Raw genomic sequence first — 16,832 nt, forward strand, 5'->3', positions numbered from 1 at the left:
CCGTCCCCCTCCCCGCCCCCGCCCACCACCCCACGTTCCGGGCGATACGCGAGCTAAGGAGCCCGCGATGAGCGACATGATCACGGCGGATCTGGTCGACCTCGACCTGTCCGCCGACACCAAGGAAGCGGCGGCGCGTGCCCTCGCCGAGCGGATGGTGGCCCAGGGCCGGGTGACCGACCTGGAGGGCTTCCTCGCCGACGTGGCCGCCCGTGAGGCGCAGATGCCGACCGGCCTCGACGGCGGCATCGGCATCCCGCACTGCCGCAGCGAGCACGTCACCGAGCCGACGCTCGCCTTCGGGCGCAGCGCGGCCGGAATCGACTTCGGGGCGGCGGACGGCCCGGCCGACCTGGTCTTCCTGATCGCCGCGCCGGCGGGCGCCGACGACGCCCACCTGACGATCCTCTCCTCACTGGCCCGGCAGTTGATGAACGCCGAGTTCACCACCGCGCTGCGGTCGGTGGGCGACGCGACCGCCGCCGCGGCGCTGATCCGCTCAGAGGCGCCGACCGGTGACGCGGGCGCCTCCGCAGGTGCCCCGGAGGGTGCCTCCGAAGGCGTCTCCGGCCGCGGCGGGGACTCCGTGGCGGTCTCGGCGGCGGCCTCCGCCGAGACCGCCACGGTCAGTACCGACAAGGCGCACGAGCCCGGGACGCCCGGCCGGTCCGGACAGTCCGCCCAGTCCGGCGAGTCCGACCAGTCCGACCAGCCCGGTCGTTCCGGCCGGTCCGGTGAGTCCGGTCAGGCCGGGACGTCCGAGCAGCCGGAGCGTCCCTTCCGTATCGTCGCCGTCACCTCCTGCCCCACCGGCATCGCGCACACCTACATGGCGGCCGAGTCGCTGGAGAACGCGGGCCGCGAGTCGGGCGTCGAGGTCGTCGTCGAGACGCAGGGCTCGGCGGGCTTCACCCGGCTCGACCCGTCGGTGATCGAGGCGGCGGACGGCGTGATCTTCGCCCACGACGTGCCCGTACGCGACAAGGAACGCTTCGCCGGGAAGCCCACCGTCGACACCGGCGTCAAGGCGGCCATCAACCGGCCCGGCGAGCTGATCGGCGAGGTCCGCGGGAAGGCGGCCCGGGGCGAGGTCACCGCGGCCGGTCCCGCGGGTGCGACGCCCGTCGAACGCGGCGGCGGATCCGGCGAGGGATACGGGACCAAGCTGCGCGTCTGGCTGATGTCCGGTGTCAGTTACATGGTCCCGTTCGTCGCCGCGGGCGGTCTGCTGATCGCCCTGGGCTTCGCCATCGGCGGCTACGAGATCAACCAGGCGCCGTCGGTGATGGACCACTTCGTGTGGTCCCAGGCGGACAGTTGGGCGGCGCTGCTGTTCCAGATCGGCGGCGTGGCGTTCGCCTTCCTCGTCCCGGTGCTGGCCGGCTACATCGCCTACGGCATGGCCGACCGGCCCGGCCTGGTCCCCGGGTTCGTCGGCGGCTCGATCGCGCTGACCATCAACGCCGGGTTCCTCGGCGGTCTGGCGGCCGGTCTGATCTCCGGTGCCGTGGTGATGGCGATCCAGCGGATACGCATCCCGGCGGCGGTGCGCGGGATCATGCCCGTGGTGGTGATCCCGCTGGTCTCCTCGGCGATCGTCGGGTTCCTGATGTTCGTGGTGATCGGCAAGCCCATCGCGTCCGCGCAGAAGGCGATGACCGACTGGCTGAGCGACCTGTCCGGTGCCAACGCGATCCTGCTCGGCGCCCTGCTCGGCCTGATGATGTGCTTCGACCTCGGCGGACCGGTCAACAAGGTCGCCTACGCCTTCGCCACCGCCGGCATCGCGGTCTCCGACCCCAGCGACTCGGCGATGAAGATCATGGCGGCGGTGATGGCGGCCGGTATGGTCCCGCCGCTGGCGATGGCCCTGGCCACGACCGTGCGCGGCAGGCTCTTCAACGCCGCCGAGCGCGAGAACGGCAAGGCCGCCTGGGTGCTGGGCGCCTCCTTCATCTCCGAGGGCGCGATCCCGTTCGCCGCGGCCGACCCGCTGCGGGTCATCCCGTCCTCCATGGTGGGCGGTGCGGTCACCGGCGCCCTGTCGATGGCCTTCGGCGCCACGCTGCGCGCCCCGCACGGCGGCATCTTCGTGGTCCCGCTGATCGGGAACCCGCTGCTCTACCTGGTCGCCATCGCGGCGGGCGTCTGCGTCACCGCGGCCCTGGTCATCGTCCTCAAGGGCCTGCGCAAGCCGGCGCAGGGAGCGGTGGCCCAAGGCCCGGGCGGCGCGGACCCGTCGGCTTCGACGCCGGGGGCGAAGCAGCCGGTGGCCGCGTAAGGCGCCGGTCGTCGCCGGTGGTTCACGGGCCGGGCTCCGCGAGGGGCCCGGCCCGGCGGCGTTCGCACCGCGCTCCTGGAAGCCCTTCCAGAGGACCCTCCGGAAGAACTCTCGGGGTGGTGGACACGCTGGGAGCCGAGCGGGGAACCTACGGGAACCCGCCGGGAACCCGCCGGGAACCCGCCGGGAACCCACTGGGAGGCCCGCTGGGAGGCCCTGCGGAGTCCCTTCTAAGAGCCCCGCCAGGAGGCCCGCGCCCTTCTGGGAGACCCGCTAGGAGACCTGCGCCGCGCGCCGTTCCATCGCGTGGCGGGCGGTGTCCTCGCTGTCGTACACCTCGCACATGTGCCGCCCGTCGGGCGTGGCCGTGTGCTCGACCTCCCAGAGGGAGACCTCCGCGCCGTCACGCAGCAGGAACGCGTGCTCGTAGAGCGAGAAGCCGATCCGGGCGCGGCCCGCGCGGCCGGGGCCGCCGAAGGCCTGGGTGATCCGGTGCGCGGACGCCGTCGTCAGCAGGGCGGCGAGGTCGGCGCCGGGCCGGTCCGGGTTCTCCGCGCGGCGCAGCAGCCGGCGTGCGTGGTCCGCCGAGGCGTCGGGCACGTACGCGTGCCGCGGGGTGGGGGCCGGGGCGAGCTGCACCTGCACGGGGAGTTCGAAGTCGGGTGTCTCCGGCGGCAGCGCCAGCCGGGCGGTCGCGGTGCGCAGTTCCTCCTCGTCGACGTACACCTCGTGCTGCGGTTCGCTGCCCGGGGCGGTGTTGTGGACGAGCTCCCAGAGCGTGACCGCCGAGCCGTCGGCGAGCAGCCAGGTGTGCCGGTACGTCTCGCGGTGCAGCCCCGCGCTGTGGTGCGCGGAGTGCAGGGAACCGTCGTGCGCCAGCGCGCAGTCGAGTTGTCGTATCGTCTCGTCGGGCAGCTCGAACGAGTTCAATGCGCGACCGAGCAGTCGCATGAGGTGCTCCTCCGGAGACTCGGGCGACTCGGGTGGTTCGTACGCTGCCGTCTCGTACGGAACGCTCAAGGTTTCTCCCGGCGTTGCTGCATGTCACCTTGTGGGTGCATACCGTAGCCCCTCGGTCGGACATCATGTCCGGGAACCGAGAAAACGTACGCACGAAAAACGCGCGGGCCGCGCGAAAAGTTCCCGCGCGACCCGACGGAATGTCAAAATCCGCTGCTCAGCGGGACCGTCGGCCGATCAGGCGGCGCTTCCGGCAACCCACTCGCTCCAGTCCATGTTCCAGCCGTTGAGCCCGTTGTCCGGCGCCACCGTGTCGTCCGGGGAGTTCTTGACGACCACGACGTCCCCGATGAGCGAACTGTCGTAGAACCACTTGGCGGGGGTGTCGCCCTGCCCGCCCCGGACGTCCCGCAGCCCGACGCAGCCGTGGCTGGTGCCCTGGCGGCCGAAGGGCGGATTGCCCTGGTTGTACCAGTAGTTGCCGTGGAGGAAGGTACCGGAGGTAGTCAGCCGCATGGCGTGCGGCACGTCCGGGATGTCGTACTCGCCGCCGAGCCCCACCGTCCGGCTGTCCATACGGGTCTGCAGGATCTTCTCGGAGATGACCATCTGCCCGTTGTACGTGGTGTGCCGGGCGTCACCCGCCGAGACCGGGACGCTCTTGACGGTCTCGCCGTCGCGCACGACCGTCATGGTCTGCGTGTCGGCGTCCACCGTGGAGACCTGCGCACGGCCCACGGTGAAGGTGACGGTCTTCTTCTGCACGCCGTAGACGTCGTTCGCGCCCTCCACCCCGTCCAGGTCGATCCTCATCGTGACCTTGGAGCCGGCCTTCCAGTACTCCTCGGGCCGGAAGTCGAGCCGCTGCGAGCCGAACCAGTGCCCGACCACCCGCTGCCCGCTGCTTGAGGTGACCTCGATGTGCGACTGCACGCTCTTCCTGTCGCTGATGGCCTTGTCGAACTTGAACGACACCGGCATCCCCACGCCCACCGTGGTGCCGCCGTCCGGGGTGTACGTGCCGATGAAACTGTTGGCCGGGGAGACGGTGGTGAAGACCGAGTCGGCGGCGGCCGTGCGGCCGTCGGCGTCCTTCGCGGTCGCCGTGATCCGGTACTTCGTGCCGCGCTCCAACTGCTCCTTCGGCTTCCAGACGGCGCCGTCGGCGGAGACCTCGCCCGGTACGACCGCGCCCGTCTCCGGCACCGTCATCTTCACGTCCGTCAGCCTGCCGTCGCTGACCTGCACGCCGGTCGCGTTGATCGAGGCGCCGGCCGAGCCGTCCTTCGCCGAGATCACGACCTTCGCGACCGAGGTCCTGGGGGAGTCCGCGCCCCCGTCGCCGCCCTTCTCGTCGTCGGCGCTGGCGCTTCCGCCGCAGGCGGTGAGGGTGAGGGCACCGATCACCAGGGCGGCAACGGCCCCCGGCGCGCGCCGCGATGCTATGTCCGGCGTTGTCACGGGCTGCTCCAGGTTCGGTTGGTGTGCGGTGTTCGCTTCAGCCCTGTAGAGGCGGCCGACGGCCGACGGGGTTCCCACCGGCCGCCCGGAGCACCGACACGTGACAGAACCAGGACAATCACGTGCTCGTGACAAGCACCCGCTCGGGACGGTCGGTTGCCCGGACCGCTACCGGTTCGGGACGGCCGGGTGTCTGGGACGCCTCCGGTTCGGGACGGCCGTCGGCTCGGGACGGCCGGGTGCCTGGGACGCCACCGGCTTGGGACGGCCTCCGGCTCAGGGCGGCCGCCATCCGAGGTGGGCTCGGGGCGGCCGCCGCCCGATTCCGGTCAACCGGTCCTGTCCGGCCTGCCGTAGAGCTCCTCGTACGACGGCCACGCCCCGCCCGGCCCGTCCACCGGCTCGGCGGCCCGGACCGCCCGCACGATCGCGCGCGTCACCATGTCCGCGCCGGCCGCCAGCACCTCGTTCAGCGCGAGCGGCTGAGCCGCGTCGAGCGGGCGCCGTCCGGTCGCCAGGGCGAACACCGTGTCCCCGTCGCTGAGCAGGTGCACCGGCCGCACGGCACGCGCGATGCCGTCGTGCGCCGTGCCGGCCAGCTTCTGCGCCTGAGCCTTGGACAGGTCCGCGTCGGTGGCGACCACGGCGAGCGTGGTGTTCAGCGGGGGCGGCGCGTTCCTCGCCGCGACCTCGGCGAGACGCCGTCCCGCCGCCTCGTGAACGTCCCGCGCCGGGTACTCCACCCGCCCGCCCCGGAACAACTCCCCGTACAGCACCCCCGTTTCCGGATCCGTCACCGATCCCGCCGCGTTGGCCACCGCCAGCGCCGCCACCGTGATCCCCGAGTCCAGCACGGTGCTCGAGGTGCCGATCCCGCCCTTCAGCGTGCCGACCACGGCTCCCGTGCCCGCACCGACACACCCCTCGGCCACCCTCGCGCCCGGCGTACTCGCGTGGGCCGCCTCGACCGCCGCCCGCCCGGTGGCCGCGTCCGGCCTGGCCCGGAAGTCGCCCCCGCGCCCCAGGTCGAAGACACAGGCCGCGGGCACCACCGGCACCACGTGCGCGGGGTCCGGGCCGACGCGCACCCCACGGCCCCGCTCCTCCAGCCAGGCCATCACCCCGGACGCCGCGTCGAGCCCGTACGCGCTGCCGCCGGTCAGCACCACCGCCTGGACCTTCTGCACCAGGTTGCGCGGATCGAGCGCGTCCGTCTCCTTGGTGCCGGGACCGCCGCCGCGCACGTCCACGGCGGCGACCGCGCCGTCCTCCGGTGCCAGTACCACCGTCGTGCCCGTGAGCCACCCGTCGCCGGTGCGCGTCGCATGCCCCACCAGCAGGCCGGTGACGTCCGTCAATGCGTCAACTGTCATACCGCCAGTCTCGTGCAGGCATCCGCGCCTCCGACGGCATGAGGAACCCGCGCCCGACCGCGGCGACAGCACCGGGTCAGCAAGCCGCGTCGAGCGACCACGACAGACGACCGCACCAGCGGCAGGCAGGCGACTCCTCACGCGGCAGGCAGGCGACCGCCTCACGCGGCGGGCGCCGCCCTCCCCCGCACCGCCGCGGCACGCCGCGCGGTGAGCGCCACCCCGACGGCGACGGCCGCAGCCAGGACGGTCCCCGCCAGGAGCACCGCCAGGTCACCGAGGAGGGTGCAGCACAGCACCAGCAGCGCGGCCGTCGGCAGCACCGACTGCTCGGCGATGCCCTTCTTGAAGTGCCGTGCGTGCAGCGCCCACACCGTGAGCAGGAACAGTGCCGTGGGCAGGGTCACCGCGGCGGACGCCGCGAGCGTCGAGATGTGCGCCTTGCCCACCGCCTGCTCCACCGCAACCTCCAGGCCCGCGCCGATCGCGGCCGCCGAGGCGAACACCAGGTAGTGCCCGTAGCCCCACAGGAACGACTGTCTGTTGGAGCGCAGATGGCCGTGGACGGGCACCACGAAGTAGGTCCACCACGCGGCGAAGACGATCAGCAGCCCGCCGGCCGCGATCGGCAGCAGTTCGCCCAGGGCGTCGTTCTCGTCGATGCCCGACTTCACCGCGACCGTGGCCGCGGCGATGGTCTCGCCGAGCACGATGATCGTGAACAGCCCGTACCGCTCGGCGATGTGGTGCGGATGCCAGGACGACGGATGCGTCCGCTCGGCGAACGCCGGCACGGACAGCTCCAGCACCACCATCACCAGGAACAGCCAGCCCCGACCGCCCTCCGGCAGCAACACCAGCCCCAGCCAGCCGACCTGGCAGACCAGCACGCCACCGGCGTATTCCAGGGCCATGGCGCGCTCCGCGGGCACGCCGGAACGGGCCGCCCTGAGCCACTGCGCCGACATCGCCACCCGCATGATCACGTAGCCGAGGACGACGGCGGTCCAGTCGTGGTCCTCGAAGGCCCGCGAGACCCCGGCCGCGAGGACCAGCACACCGGCGATCTGCACCAGGGTGACGATCCGGTAGAGCACGTCGTCGTTGTCGTACGCCGAGGCGAACCAGGTGAAGTTCATCCACGCCCACCAGATGGCGAAGAAGACCATGGCGTAGTTGAGGACGCCTTCGCCGGCGTGGCCCTCGGCGACCGAGTGCACCAACTGGACGCCCGCCTGGGCGACGGCGACGACGAAACACAGGTCGAAGAAGAGCTCCAGCGGCGTGGCGGCACGGTGCGCCTCGTGCCGGCCGCGGGCCGTCAGCCGGCGCACCGGGGGCCGGGCGTCGGGCGGGCCGGAGGACGCGCTTGCGGGACGCGGGCTGGACATCATGACTCCCAGCACAGCAGAGACGGCACGGGCGCGCTCCCCGGACGGCACCGTCCGCCGGGACCGGCCGGGCAGGCGGGGGGCCCGCACGGAACGGGCCGTACTCTGGAGTCATGAGCACCACGCCCGAACCCGAGCCCCCCGCGCCCAGGCCCGCGCTGGTCTTCGACGACCCGCTGGACCAGCAGACCTCGGACGACACCGACCGGGGATGGGGCGAGCGGCCCGAGGGCGACAGCGCGGCCGACCTGAAGCGCTTCCTCGACGAGAAGCCGCCCCACCACCTGTGAGCCGTGCGGGCACCCGCCCGCCGCCGAGCCGTTCTGGCCGAGGGCGGTCCTACGGGCGGTCGTGACCGGAACCGCGCTGCGCGACCAGCGCGTCCCGGATCTCCTTGAGCACCTCCAGCTCGGAGACTTCGACGATCTCCTGCGTGCCCTCCTTCGCCTTGCGGCGGGCCTCCTGCCGGGCCAGGTACTTCGCCATGGGCAGGACCATCAGGAAGTAGACGACGGCCGCGGTGATCAGGAAGGTGAGGGTGGCGCCCAGCACCGACCCCCAGAGGATGCGCACGCCCGTGGCGGCGTCGCCGGTACCCGTGCACGGGCCCTTGAGGCAGGAACTGTAACTGTCCAGGCTCTTGGTGCCGAACGCTCCGATCAGGGGGTTGATGATCCCCTTCACCACCGAGTTGACGATGTTGGTGAAGGCGGCTCCGATGACCACCGCCACCGCCAGGTCGATGACGTTTCCGCGCATCAGGAAGGCCTTGAAGCCCTGCCAGACGCTCGGCTCGTTCTTCTCGCTCACCTCGGGAGCTCTCCTCATGTGCACAGGTCGTGGGAGACCGGGTCTCGCACGGACAGGGTGTGGAACAAAACGCTCCGCAACCTACGTCAGCGTTGGGCCGTCCTGTCCAATCAGGTCCCTCGAACGAGGGACTTGACGGGCTCAGCACAGCGTCACCGCCAACCGCGACCGGGCGCCGGCGCCGACCAGTCGGTGCGCGGTGGCGCGTGGCACCGAGACCACGACCAGCGCCCCGCCCGCCGCGGTACCGTCCAAGGGCTCCGGCACCTGCGTCACCTGCGCTCCACGCGCGATCACGGAGGCGTCGCCCGCGCCGCCGTCCCCGGCGGCGACGACGTCGACCCGGTCGCCCGGCCTGAGCAGCCGCACCGTCGCCGCGTCGGCGATCCGTACCGGCGCCGCCACGAGCCGCGCGCCGTGCCGCTTGCCCGCCGTCTCCCTGTCCCGTCCCGGCTCCGTCACCGGGTGTCCGCGGGCCCGCCGGGCGTCCTGCGCGCCGGCTCCCGGGAGCGGGCCCGCCGCCACCAGCGCGGCGGCGGTGACGGCGAGCCCGGCGGCCACGGCACGTCGCCGGTGACGTACGAGCCGGTGCAACTGCCGGTGCGCACCGCGCACCCGGACCGGGGAGAAGTGCGGCACCTCGCACGTGGGCGGCGCGTCGGTGCCGAGCGGGAGCGGGAGCGGGGAGGGAACGGTGGGACGGGACACGGTGACCACCACCTGTGACGAGGGGACGAGGGATCGGCTTGCGCTCCCACGATGAGGCTTCTCGCCGGCCCCCGCCGAAGCCCGTGCGTCACCGGTCGGTTGTGGAGAACTCCCTCACCCGAAGGAGATGCTCCGGTCTCCGACGGTCTCTTCGGCTCCCGACCGGGGCTCCGGTTTTCGACGGTCTTTTCGGCTCCCGACCGGGGCTCCGGTTCCCGACGGCCCTCCGGCTCCCGACAGCCGCTCCGGGGCCGGCCCCCTGACCGCCGCCTCGGCCCCCCGCCCGCCCCTACGGCAGCGTGATCCCCGGATCCATCCCGCCCAGTGCCGTCCCGCACCGGCAGTCCCGCTCCCCGTCCGCCGGCAGCGCGGCCAGTGCGTCGAACAGGACGCCGCGCAGCCGGTCCACGTTGGCCGCGAACACCCGCAGGACCTCCTCGTGCGAGACGCCCTCGCCGCTCTCCGCACCGGCGTCGAGGTCGGTGACGAGGGTCAGCGAGGTGTAGCAGAGCTCCAGTTCACGGGCGAGCGCCGCCTCGGGGTGGCCGGTCATGCCCACCACCGACCAGCCCTGCGCCCGGTGCCACAGGGACTCCGCGCGCGTCCCGAAGCGCGGCCCCTCGACCACCACCAGCGTGCCGCCGTCCACCGGTTCCCAGTCCCGTCCCCGGGCCGCCTTCAGCGCGGCCGCCCGTCCGGTGGGGCAGTACGGGTCGGCCAGCGACACATGCACCACGTTGGGCACCGTGCCGTCGGGCATCGGCATCCCGTCGAAGTACGTCGACGGCCGGGACCTCGTACGGTCCACGAACTGGTCCGGCACCAGCAGCGTGCCCGGCCCGTACTCGGGGCGCAGGCCGCCGACCGCGCACGGGCCGAGTACCTGGCGCACGCCGACCGAGCGCAGCGCCCACAGGTTGGCCCGGTAGTTGATGCGGTGCGGCGGCAGATGGTGACCGCGCCCGTGCCGGGGGAGGAAGGCGACCCGTCGGCCGGCGACCTCGCCGAGGAAGAGGGAGTCGCTGGGCGGCCCGTACGGTGTCTCCACCTCGACCTCGGCCACGTCGTCGAGGAACGAGTAGAAACCGGAGCCGCCGATCACGCCGATCTCGGCATTCACCTTGTTCGCCATGCCCGCACCCTAGCCGCCGGGGAAACGCCGGGGACCCCGTCGTCGGACGACGACAGGGTCCCGTAAGAAGTCCTGAGCGGCCTTACGCGGCGGTGGTGCTGGAGGAGGAGCTGCCGGAGCCCGACGACGACCCGGAGCCCGACGACCCCGACGACGAACCGGAGTCCGAGGACGCCGCCGAAGCGGACGACGTCGACGAAGCGGACGACTTCGACGCCGACGAGCTGCTGGACGAGCTGCCGCGGCTGTCGTTGCGGTAGAAGCCGGAGCCCTTGAAGACGATGCCGACCGCCGAGAACACCTTCTTCAGGCGACCCTGGCAGTTCGGGCACTCGGTGAGGGCGTCGTCGGTGAACTTCTGCACCGCCTCGAGGCCCTCGCCGCACTCGGTGCACTGGTACTGGTACGTCGGCACTTGTCTTCCTCCTGGCACTCTCACTCGATGAGTGCTAACGACGGTCCATAGTGACGTATTCCGCGGGTTCAGTCCACTGCGGCGTGCTCGCGGTGACCGACGCCACGTGCGACCGTACGCCCCCGGGGCCGGGTCGACAGCCGCGACCGCAGCGCCACCAGCGTCGCCAGCGCGAGCACCGTGCCGCCCATCGGAACCAGGAACCCGGCGCCGTCCCACAGCCGGTCCTCGAGCTGTCCGGAGACGGTCACGGCCGCCGCCTGGCCCAGTGCCACGGCGCCGGTCAGCCAGGTGAAGGCCTCGGTACGGGCGCCGGCCGGGACCAGGCTTTCGACCAGGGTGTAGCCGGTGATGAGGGCGGGCGCGATGCAGATGCCGACGAGCAGGCCGAGGCCGGCCAGCACCAGCACCGAGTGCGCGGCCCACAGACCGGACGCGGTCAGCGCGAGGGCGGCGTACCCGACCAGGAGGCGCCGCTGCGGGGCCACCTTCCAGGCGACGGCGCCGCAGGCCAGGCCGGAGAGCATGTTGCCCGCCGCGAAGATTCCGTACAGGACGCCGTTCAGCCCGGGCTCGCCGATCGACTCGGTGAACGCGGCCAGCGAGACCTGCATGCCGCCGAAGACGGAACCGATGCCCAGGAAGACGACGATCAGGACGCGTACCCCGGGGATGCGCAGCGCCGGAACGTGCTCCTCGCGCGCGTGGCCGCCGTCGGCGCGGCCGACCGCCGGCTGGGTGCTCTTCTGCGCGGCGAACAGCAGACCGCCCACCAGGGTGAGCGCCGCCTCCGTGACCAGGCCCGCGGCCGGGTTCACGGCCGTGCACAGAGCCGTCGCCACCAGCGGGCCGAGGACGAAGGTCAGCTCGTCCGTGACGGACTCGAAGGCCGCCGCCGTCCCCATCAGCGGGGAGTCCTTGAGCTTCACGCCCCAGCGCGCCCGCACCATGGGCCCGACCTGCGGCACCGAGGCGCCGGTGGGCACGGCCGCCGCGAACAGCGCCCACAGGGGGGCGTCCGCGAGCGCGAGGGCGGTCAGGGCCAGACCGGACGTGGCGTGCACGAGCACGCCGGGGAGCAGGACGGCGCGCTGCCCGTAGCGGTCGGCGAGCCGGCCGCTGTAGGGGGCGAACACGGCCATGGCGACGCCGGTGACGGCCGCGACGGCGCCCGCGACGCCGTAGGAGCCGGTGGTGTGCTGCACGAGCAGCACGATGGAGAGCGTCAGCATGGCGAACGGCTGGCGTGCCGCGAAGCCGGGAAGCAGGAACGTCCAGGCGCCGCGGGTGCGCAGCAACTGTCCGTAGCCGGGGCGGGCGGAGCCGGTCGCGGTGTGCCGCGACCCCTCCGGCGACTTCTTCGACGGGGTGACCGTGGATGCCACGGCCCGTGCCTTTCTGCCGCCTGGTAGCGCGGTCCGCCTCGCGGCTGTCGCCGTGGGGAGCGCCGAGAGCTGTCCTCTTGCGCGGACTGCGGTAGATGCCGGAGCCCGGTTGGGGAGGGGGCGTGCCGGCCGCCATACGGTCGCGCCAGCTCTGCGTCAGGCAGAGTTGGTTCGATCAGGTGCCGCCTTCATCGTACAGGGATCAAGAGGGGTGCAACCTGTGAAAGCGCGCACTCCTCTCATGCTCACCTGTGATTGCCGCGTGTGTCTCCGGTGCCCAGCCAGCCGGCCAGCTTGCCGCCGTGGCCGACCGCGCGCAGCCGTGCCTCGGCGGCGTCCCGGACGGGGTCCGTGGCGACCACGAGGAGTTCGTCCCCGCGCCGCAGTCCCGTCGTCGGCAGCGGTACGAACGACTTCCCGTCGCGGACGATCAGCGTGACGGCGGCCCCGGTCGGCAGCCGCAGCTCGCTGACCTCGACGCCGTGCATCCTGGAGCCCTCGGGGATCGTGACGGACAGCAGGTGCCCGCGCAGCCGCTCCAGGGGCGCCGACTCGATGCCGAGGTCGGCGGCCTCGTCCCCCTTGCCCAGGCGCAGTTGGCGGGCCAGCCACGGCAGGGTCGGTCCCTGGACCAGGGTGTAGACGACGACCAGGACGAAGACGATGTTGAAGATCCGGCGACTGCCCGCGACGCCCTCCACCATGGGGATCGTGGCCAGGATGATGGGCACCGCGCCGCGCAGCCCGGCCCAGGACATCAGGGCCTGCTCCTGCCACGGCACCCGGAAGGGCACCAGGCACAGCACGACGCTCAGCGGGCGCGCCACCATGGTGAGCACCAGGCCGATGACCAGGGCGGGCAGGATGTCGTCGCCCAGCTCGTGCGGGGTGACCAGCAGGCCGAGCAGCACGAACATGCCGATCTGGGCGAGCCAGCCGAGCCCGTCGGCGAAGCCGCGGGTGGCGGGCCAGTGCGGCAGCCGGGCGTTGCCCAGGACCATCGAGGCCAGGTAGACGGCGAGGAAGCCACTGCCGTGCACCATGGCCCCGGCCGCGTAGGCCGCGACGGCGATCGACATGACGGCGATGGGGTAGAGGCCGGAGGCGGGCAGCGCCACGTGCTTGAGTCCCAGTGACCCCAGCCAGCCGACCGCGAGTCCGACGGCCGCGCCGATGGCCAGCTCCAGGGCGATCTCGCCCAGCAGCACGTACCAGTGCTCGATCGGGCCCGCGGTGGAGAAGGCGACCACCAGGATGACGACCGGGGCGTCGTTGAAGCCCGACTCGGCCTCCAGGGTGCCCGTGATGCGCGAGGGCAGCGGAATCCTGCGCAGCACCGAGAAGACGGCGGCCGCGTCCGTGGAGGACACCACCGCCCCGACGATCAGTGCCTGCCGCCACTCCAGCCCGGTCAGGTAGTGCGCGCCCGCGGCCGTCACGCCGACGCTGACCGCGACCCCGGCCAGCGCCAGTGCGGAGGCGGCCGGCAGGGCCGGTCTCGCCTCCTTCCACTTCGTGCCGAGACCGCCTTCGGCCAGGATCACGACCAGGGCGGCGTACCCGATGACCTGGACGAGTTCGGCGTTGTCGAAGTGGATGTCACCGATGCCGTCCTGACCCATGGCGACGCCGATCGCCAGGTAGACGAGCAGGCTGGGGAGCCCGCTGCGCGAGGAGATCCGGACCGCCGCCACGGCGATGAGCAGGACGAGCGAGCAGACGAGCAGGAGCTGGTTGAGGTGGTGGACAGTCAGCGGCCGTTCCCTTCCCTGGCGCACAGCACGGATCACAGCGGGGATCACAGTGCGGACGAGTGCTCCCGCGCGGTGCGCGAAAGCACACCCCATGGCACACGACACCGCAGTGCTCTGCGGACAACTACTTCGTTACCTTACCTAACTCTTGACGATTTCTTGACGCTCGGCTTGGCAAGATCGAACGCCCGTGCGTGCCGGTAGCCGACTCCGCGTCAAGGGGGAGTGGGCCCTGCGCCTACAGTTGCCCCAGCGCTCAGTACAAAGCACAGCCCGCCCCTGCCGCTCGTGTTAGGACAGCAAGGACAGCGATGCCCCCCACCAACACCGCCTCTACGGGTCAGCAGCCCGGCACGTCCGGCAGGAAGAAGGGGAAGAAGGGGCGCAAAGGCCGCCTGCTCGTCCTCGTGCTGGTCCTGGCCGTCATCGGCGGCCTCGTCTACGGGGCGTACTGGTCCGTCAGCACCGTCCGCGCGTCCTTCCCGCAGACCAAGGGGTCGATCACGCTGGAGGGACTGTCGGGTCCGGTCGACGTCAAGCGCGACGGGTACGGCATCCCGCAGATCTACGCGTCCTCCGACGAGGACCTGTTCATGGCTCAGGGCTACGTCCAGGCGCAGGACCGGTTCTACGAGATGGACGTACGCCGCCACATGACCTCCGGGCGGCTGTCGGAGATGTTCGGCAAGGGCCAGGTCGACAACGACGAGTTCCTGCGCACCCTGGGCTGGCACCGGGTGGCGAAGAAGGAGTACGACGAGAAACTGTCGGACTCCACGAAGAAGTACCTCCAGGCCTACGCCAAGGGCGTCAACGCCTATCTGGCGGGCAAGGACGGCGAGGACATCTCCCTGGAGTACGCCGCCCTCGGCTTCACCAACGACTACAAGCCCCAGGAGTGGACGCCGGTCGACTCGGTGGCCTGGCTGAAGGCGATGGCCTGGGACCTGCGCGGCAACATGCAGGACGAGGTCGACCGCGCCCTGATGACCAGCCGCCTCGGCCCCCAGCAGATCGCCGACCTGTATCCGGCGTACCCGTACGACCGGAACAAGGCGATCGTCCAGGAGGGGCAGTACGACGAGCTCACCGAGACGTTCGACGGCGGCGGCACGTCTGGCGGCGACGACTCGTCGTCAGGCACGGGAACCGGTACGGGTACGGGAACCGGTACGGGGATGGGCATCGGAGCCGGCACCGGCACCGGGACCGGCACCGGGACCGGCGACGCCCTGCAGAGCCAACTGGCCGGCCTCCAACACGTCCTGGACGACCTGCCCACCGCCGTCGGCGTGAACGGCAACGGCATCGGCTCCAACTCCTGGGTGGTCTCCGGCGAGCACACCATCACCGGCAAGCCGCTGCTGGCCAACGACCCGCACCTGTCGCCGTCGCTGCCGTCCGTCTGGTACCAGATGGGCCTGCACTGCCGCAGCGTCTCCGCGAAGTGCCAGTACGACGTCGCCGGGTACACCTTCGCGGGCATGCCCGGCGTGGTCATCGGCCACAACCAGGAGATCGCCTGGGGCCTGACCAACTCCGGCGTCGACGTCACCGACCTCTACCTGGAGAAGATCACCGGCGACGGCTACCAGTACGACGACAAGGTGGTCCCCTTCGAGACGCGCGAGGAGACCATCAAGGTCGCCGGCGGCGAGTCCAAGAAGATCGTCGTCCGCGAGACCAACAACGGCCCCCTGCTCTCCGACCGCGACGACGAGCTCGTGAAGGTCGGCAAGAAGGCCACCGTCGACACGGCCGCCCCCGACCGCGGCGACGGCTACGGCGTCGCGCTGCGCTGGACCGCGCTGGAGGCGGGCACCACCATGGACGCCGTCTTCGCGATGGACCGGGCGAAGAACTGGAACGACTTCCGCGAGGCCGCCGCCCTGTTCGACGTCCCCTCGCAGAACCTGGTCTACGCCGACAGCGAGCACATCGGCTACACCCTGCCCGGCAGGATCCCGGTGCGCGCCGAGGGCCACGACGGCTCGGTCCCGGCACCGGGCTGGAGCCCCGAGTACCGCTGGACCGGCGAGTACATCGACCCGGACGAGCTGCCGTACGAGTACGACCCGGAGCGCGGCTACATCGTGACCGCCAACCAGGCCGTCGTCGACGAGGACGCGTACCCGTACACGCTGACCACGGACTGGGGCTACGGTACCCGCAGTCAGCGGATCACCTCCCTGATCGAGCAGAAGATCAAGGACGGCGGCAAGATCTCCACCGACGACATGCGCCAGATGCAGCTCGACAACAGCAGCGAGATGGCCAAGCTGCTCGTGCCCCAGTTGCTGAAGATCGACGTCGGTGACAAGGACGTCCGCGAGGCGCAGAAGCTGCTGGAGGGCTGGGACTACACCCAGGACGCCGACTCGGCCGCCGCCGCCTACTTCAACGCCGTCTGGCGCAACATCCTCAAGCTCGCCTTCGGCAACAAGCTGCCCAAGGAGCTGCGGGTCGAGGGACAGTGTCTGTGGGTCGACCCGGTCAACACCACCGGACCCGCGGACGAGACCAACAAGGTCCGCGAGTGCGGCCAGCGGGACGCCGACCAGGCGCAGCCGGACGGCGGCGACCGCTGGTTCGAGGTCGTCCGCGGCCTGATGGAGAAGCCGAAGAGCGACTGGTGGACGACGCCCGCCTCCGGCACCCGCAAGGGCGCCGACCACAACCGCGACGATCTGTTCAAGCGCGCCATGATCGACGCCCGCTGGGAGCTGACCGCCAAGCTCGGCAAGGACATCGACACCTGGAACTGGGGCCGGCTGCACCGCCTGTTCCTGAAGAACCAGACCCTGGGAACCGAGGGCCCCGGCTTCCTGAAGTACGCCCTCAACCGCGGCCCGTGGAAGCTCAGCGGCGGCGAGGCGGCGGTCAACGCCTCCGGCTGGAACGCGGCCGGCGGCTACGGGGTGGTCTGGGTGCCGTCCATGCGGATGGTGGTCAACCTCGGCGACCTCGACAAGTCGCGGTGGATCAACCTCACCGGCGCCTCCGGACACGCCTACAGCGCCCACTACACCGACCAGACGGACAAGTGGGCCGACGGAGAGCTGCTGCCGTGGGCCTTCTCGGAGAAGGCGGTCGACGACAGCACGAGCGACACGCTGGTGCTGAAGCCGTAGCCGGCGGCTGACCCGAGGCGGCCGCCCACGC

At 71.8% G+C, this 16,832-nt stretch carries 13 protein-coding genes; 3 read left to right on the plus strand and 10 right to left on the minus strand.

The features are described 5' to 3' along the window. Positions 1–67: 67 nt before the first annotated feature. A complete protein-coding gene (locus B1H29_RS21430) occupies positions 68–2,281 on the plus strand; it encodes a PTS fructose transporter subunit IIABC (protein ID WP_055417393.1) in 2,214 nt (737 codons plus the stop codon). Positions 2,282–2,554: 273 nt separating this feature from the next. Here B1H29_RS21430 and B1H29_RS21435 read toward each other — a convergent pair whose 3' ends face one another. The 4 genes from B1H29_RS21435 to B1H29_RS21450 all read right to left on the minus strand — a co-directional run bounded on the left by B1H29_RS21435 (position 2,555) and on the right by B1H29_RS21450 (position 7,466). Next, positions 2,555–3,301 carry a DUF6227 family protein gene (locus B1H29_RS21435; RefSeq protein ID WP_055417392.1) on the minus strand — a complete coding sequence of 249 codons (747 nt, stop codon included), beginning with the start codon at positions 3,299–3,301 and terminating at the stop codon, positions 2,555–2,557. A gap of 177 nt (positions 3,302–3,478) precedes the next feature. Continuing rightward, on the minus strand, positions 3,479–4,702 hold the full coding sequence (locus B1H29_RS21440; RefSeq protein WP_055417391.1) for a L,D-transpeptidase: 1,224 nt from the start codon (positions 4,700–4,702) through the stop codon (positions 3,479–3,481). Between the two features lie 329 nt (positions 4,703–5,031). Beyond that, the gene (locus B1H29_RS21445; RefSeq protein ID WP_055417390.1) at positions 5,032–6,075 is read right to left on the minus strand and encodes a P1 family peptidase; all 1,044 of its coding nucleotides are present in this window, start codon (positions 6,073–6,075) and stop codon (positions 5,032–5,034) included. 161 nt (positions 6,076–6,236) lie between these two features. Continuing rightward, positions 6,237–7,466, minus strand: a complete 1,230-nt coding sequence (locus B1H29_RS21450; protein ID WP_079160806.1) for a low temperature requirement protein A — start codon at positions 7,464–7,466, stop codon at positions 6,237–6,239. A gap of 113 nt (positions 7,467–7,579) precedes the next feature. Here B1H29_RS21450 and B1H29_RS21455 point away from each other — a divergent pair, with 113 nt between their 5' ends. Next, positions 7,580–7,756: a hypothetical protein gene (locus tag B1H29_RS21455; RefSeq protein ID WP_079160368.1), complete on the plus strand. Its 177-nt coding sequence runs from the start codon at positions 7,580–7,582 to the stop codon at positions 7,754–7,756. Between the two features lie 49 nt (positions 7,757–7,805). Here B1H29_RS21455 and mscL read toward each other — a convergent pair whose 3' ends face one another. The 6 genes from mscL to B1H29_RS21485 all read right to left on the minus strand — a co-directional run bounded on the left by mscL (position 7,806) and on the right by B1H29_RS21485 (position 13,763). After that, positions 7,806–8,276, minus strand: a complete 471-nt coding sequence (mscL, locus tag B1H29_RS21460) for a large conductance mechanosensitive channel protein MscL (RefSeq protein ID WP_055417388.1) — start codon at positions 8,274–8,276, stop codon at positions 7,806–7,808. A gap of 141 nt (positions 8,277–8,417) precedes the next feature. Beyond that, positions 8,418–8,984 carry a hypothetical protein gene (locus B1H29_RS21465; protein ID WP_234392964.1) on the minus strand — a complete coding sequence of 189 codons (567 nt, stop codon included), beginning with the start codon at positions 8,982–8,984 and terminating at the stop codon, positions 8,418–8,420. Between the two features lie 289 nt (positions 8,985–9,273). Beyond that, positions 9,274–10,116, minus strand: coding sequence for an S-methyl-5'-thioadenosine phosphorylase (locus B1H29_RS21470; RefSeq protein ID WP_055417387.1), 843 nt, complete (start codon positions 10,114–10,116; stop codon positions 9,274–9,276). 82 nt (positions 10,117–10,198) lie between these two features. Further along, positions 10,199–10,531: an FmdB family zinc ribbon protein gene (locus tag B1H29_RS21475; protein WP_079160369.1), complete on the minus strand. Its 333-nt coding sequence runs from the start codon at positions 10,529–10,531 to the stop codon at positions 10,199–10,201. A 68-nt stretch (positions 10,532–10,599) separates the two neighbouring features. Next, entirely contained in the window at positions 10,600–11,916 is a 1,317-nt protein-coding gene (locus tag B1H29_RS21480; protein ID WP_079160370.1) for an MFS transporter, read from the minus strand. 245 nt (positions 11,917–12,161) lie between these two features. Next, positions 12,162–13,763, minus strand: coding sequence for a potassium/proton antiporter (locus B1H29_RS21485; protein WP_409350900.1), 1,602 nt, complete (start codon positions 13,761–13,763; stop codon positions 12,162–12,164). Between the two features lie 218 nt (positions 13,764–13,981). On the opposite strand from B1H29_RS21485, the gene B1H29_RS21490 reads away from it, so the two are divergent. Further along, positions 13,982–16,801 carry a penicillin acylase family protein gene (locus B1H29_RS21490; protein WP_055417386.1) on the plus strand — a complete coding sequence of 940 codons (2,820 nt, stop codon included), beginning with the start codon at positions 13,982–13,984 and terminating at the stop codon, positions 16,799–16,801. Positions 16,802–16,832 lie beyond the last annotated feature (31 nt).

Origin of the sequence: Streptomyces pactum, from assembly GCF_002005225.1 — a bacterium.
Lineage (GTDB): Bacteria > Actinomycetota > Actinomycetes > Streptomycetales > Streptomycetaceae > Streptomyces > Streptomyces pactum_A.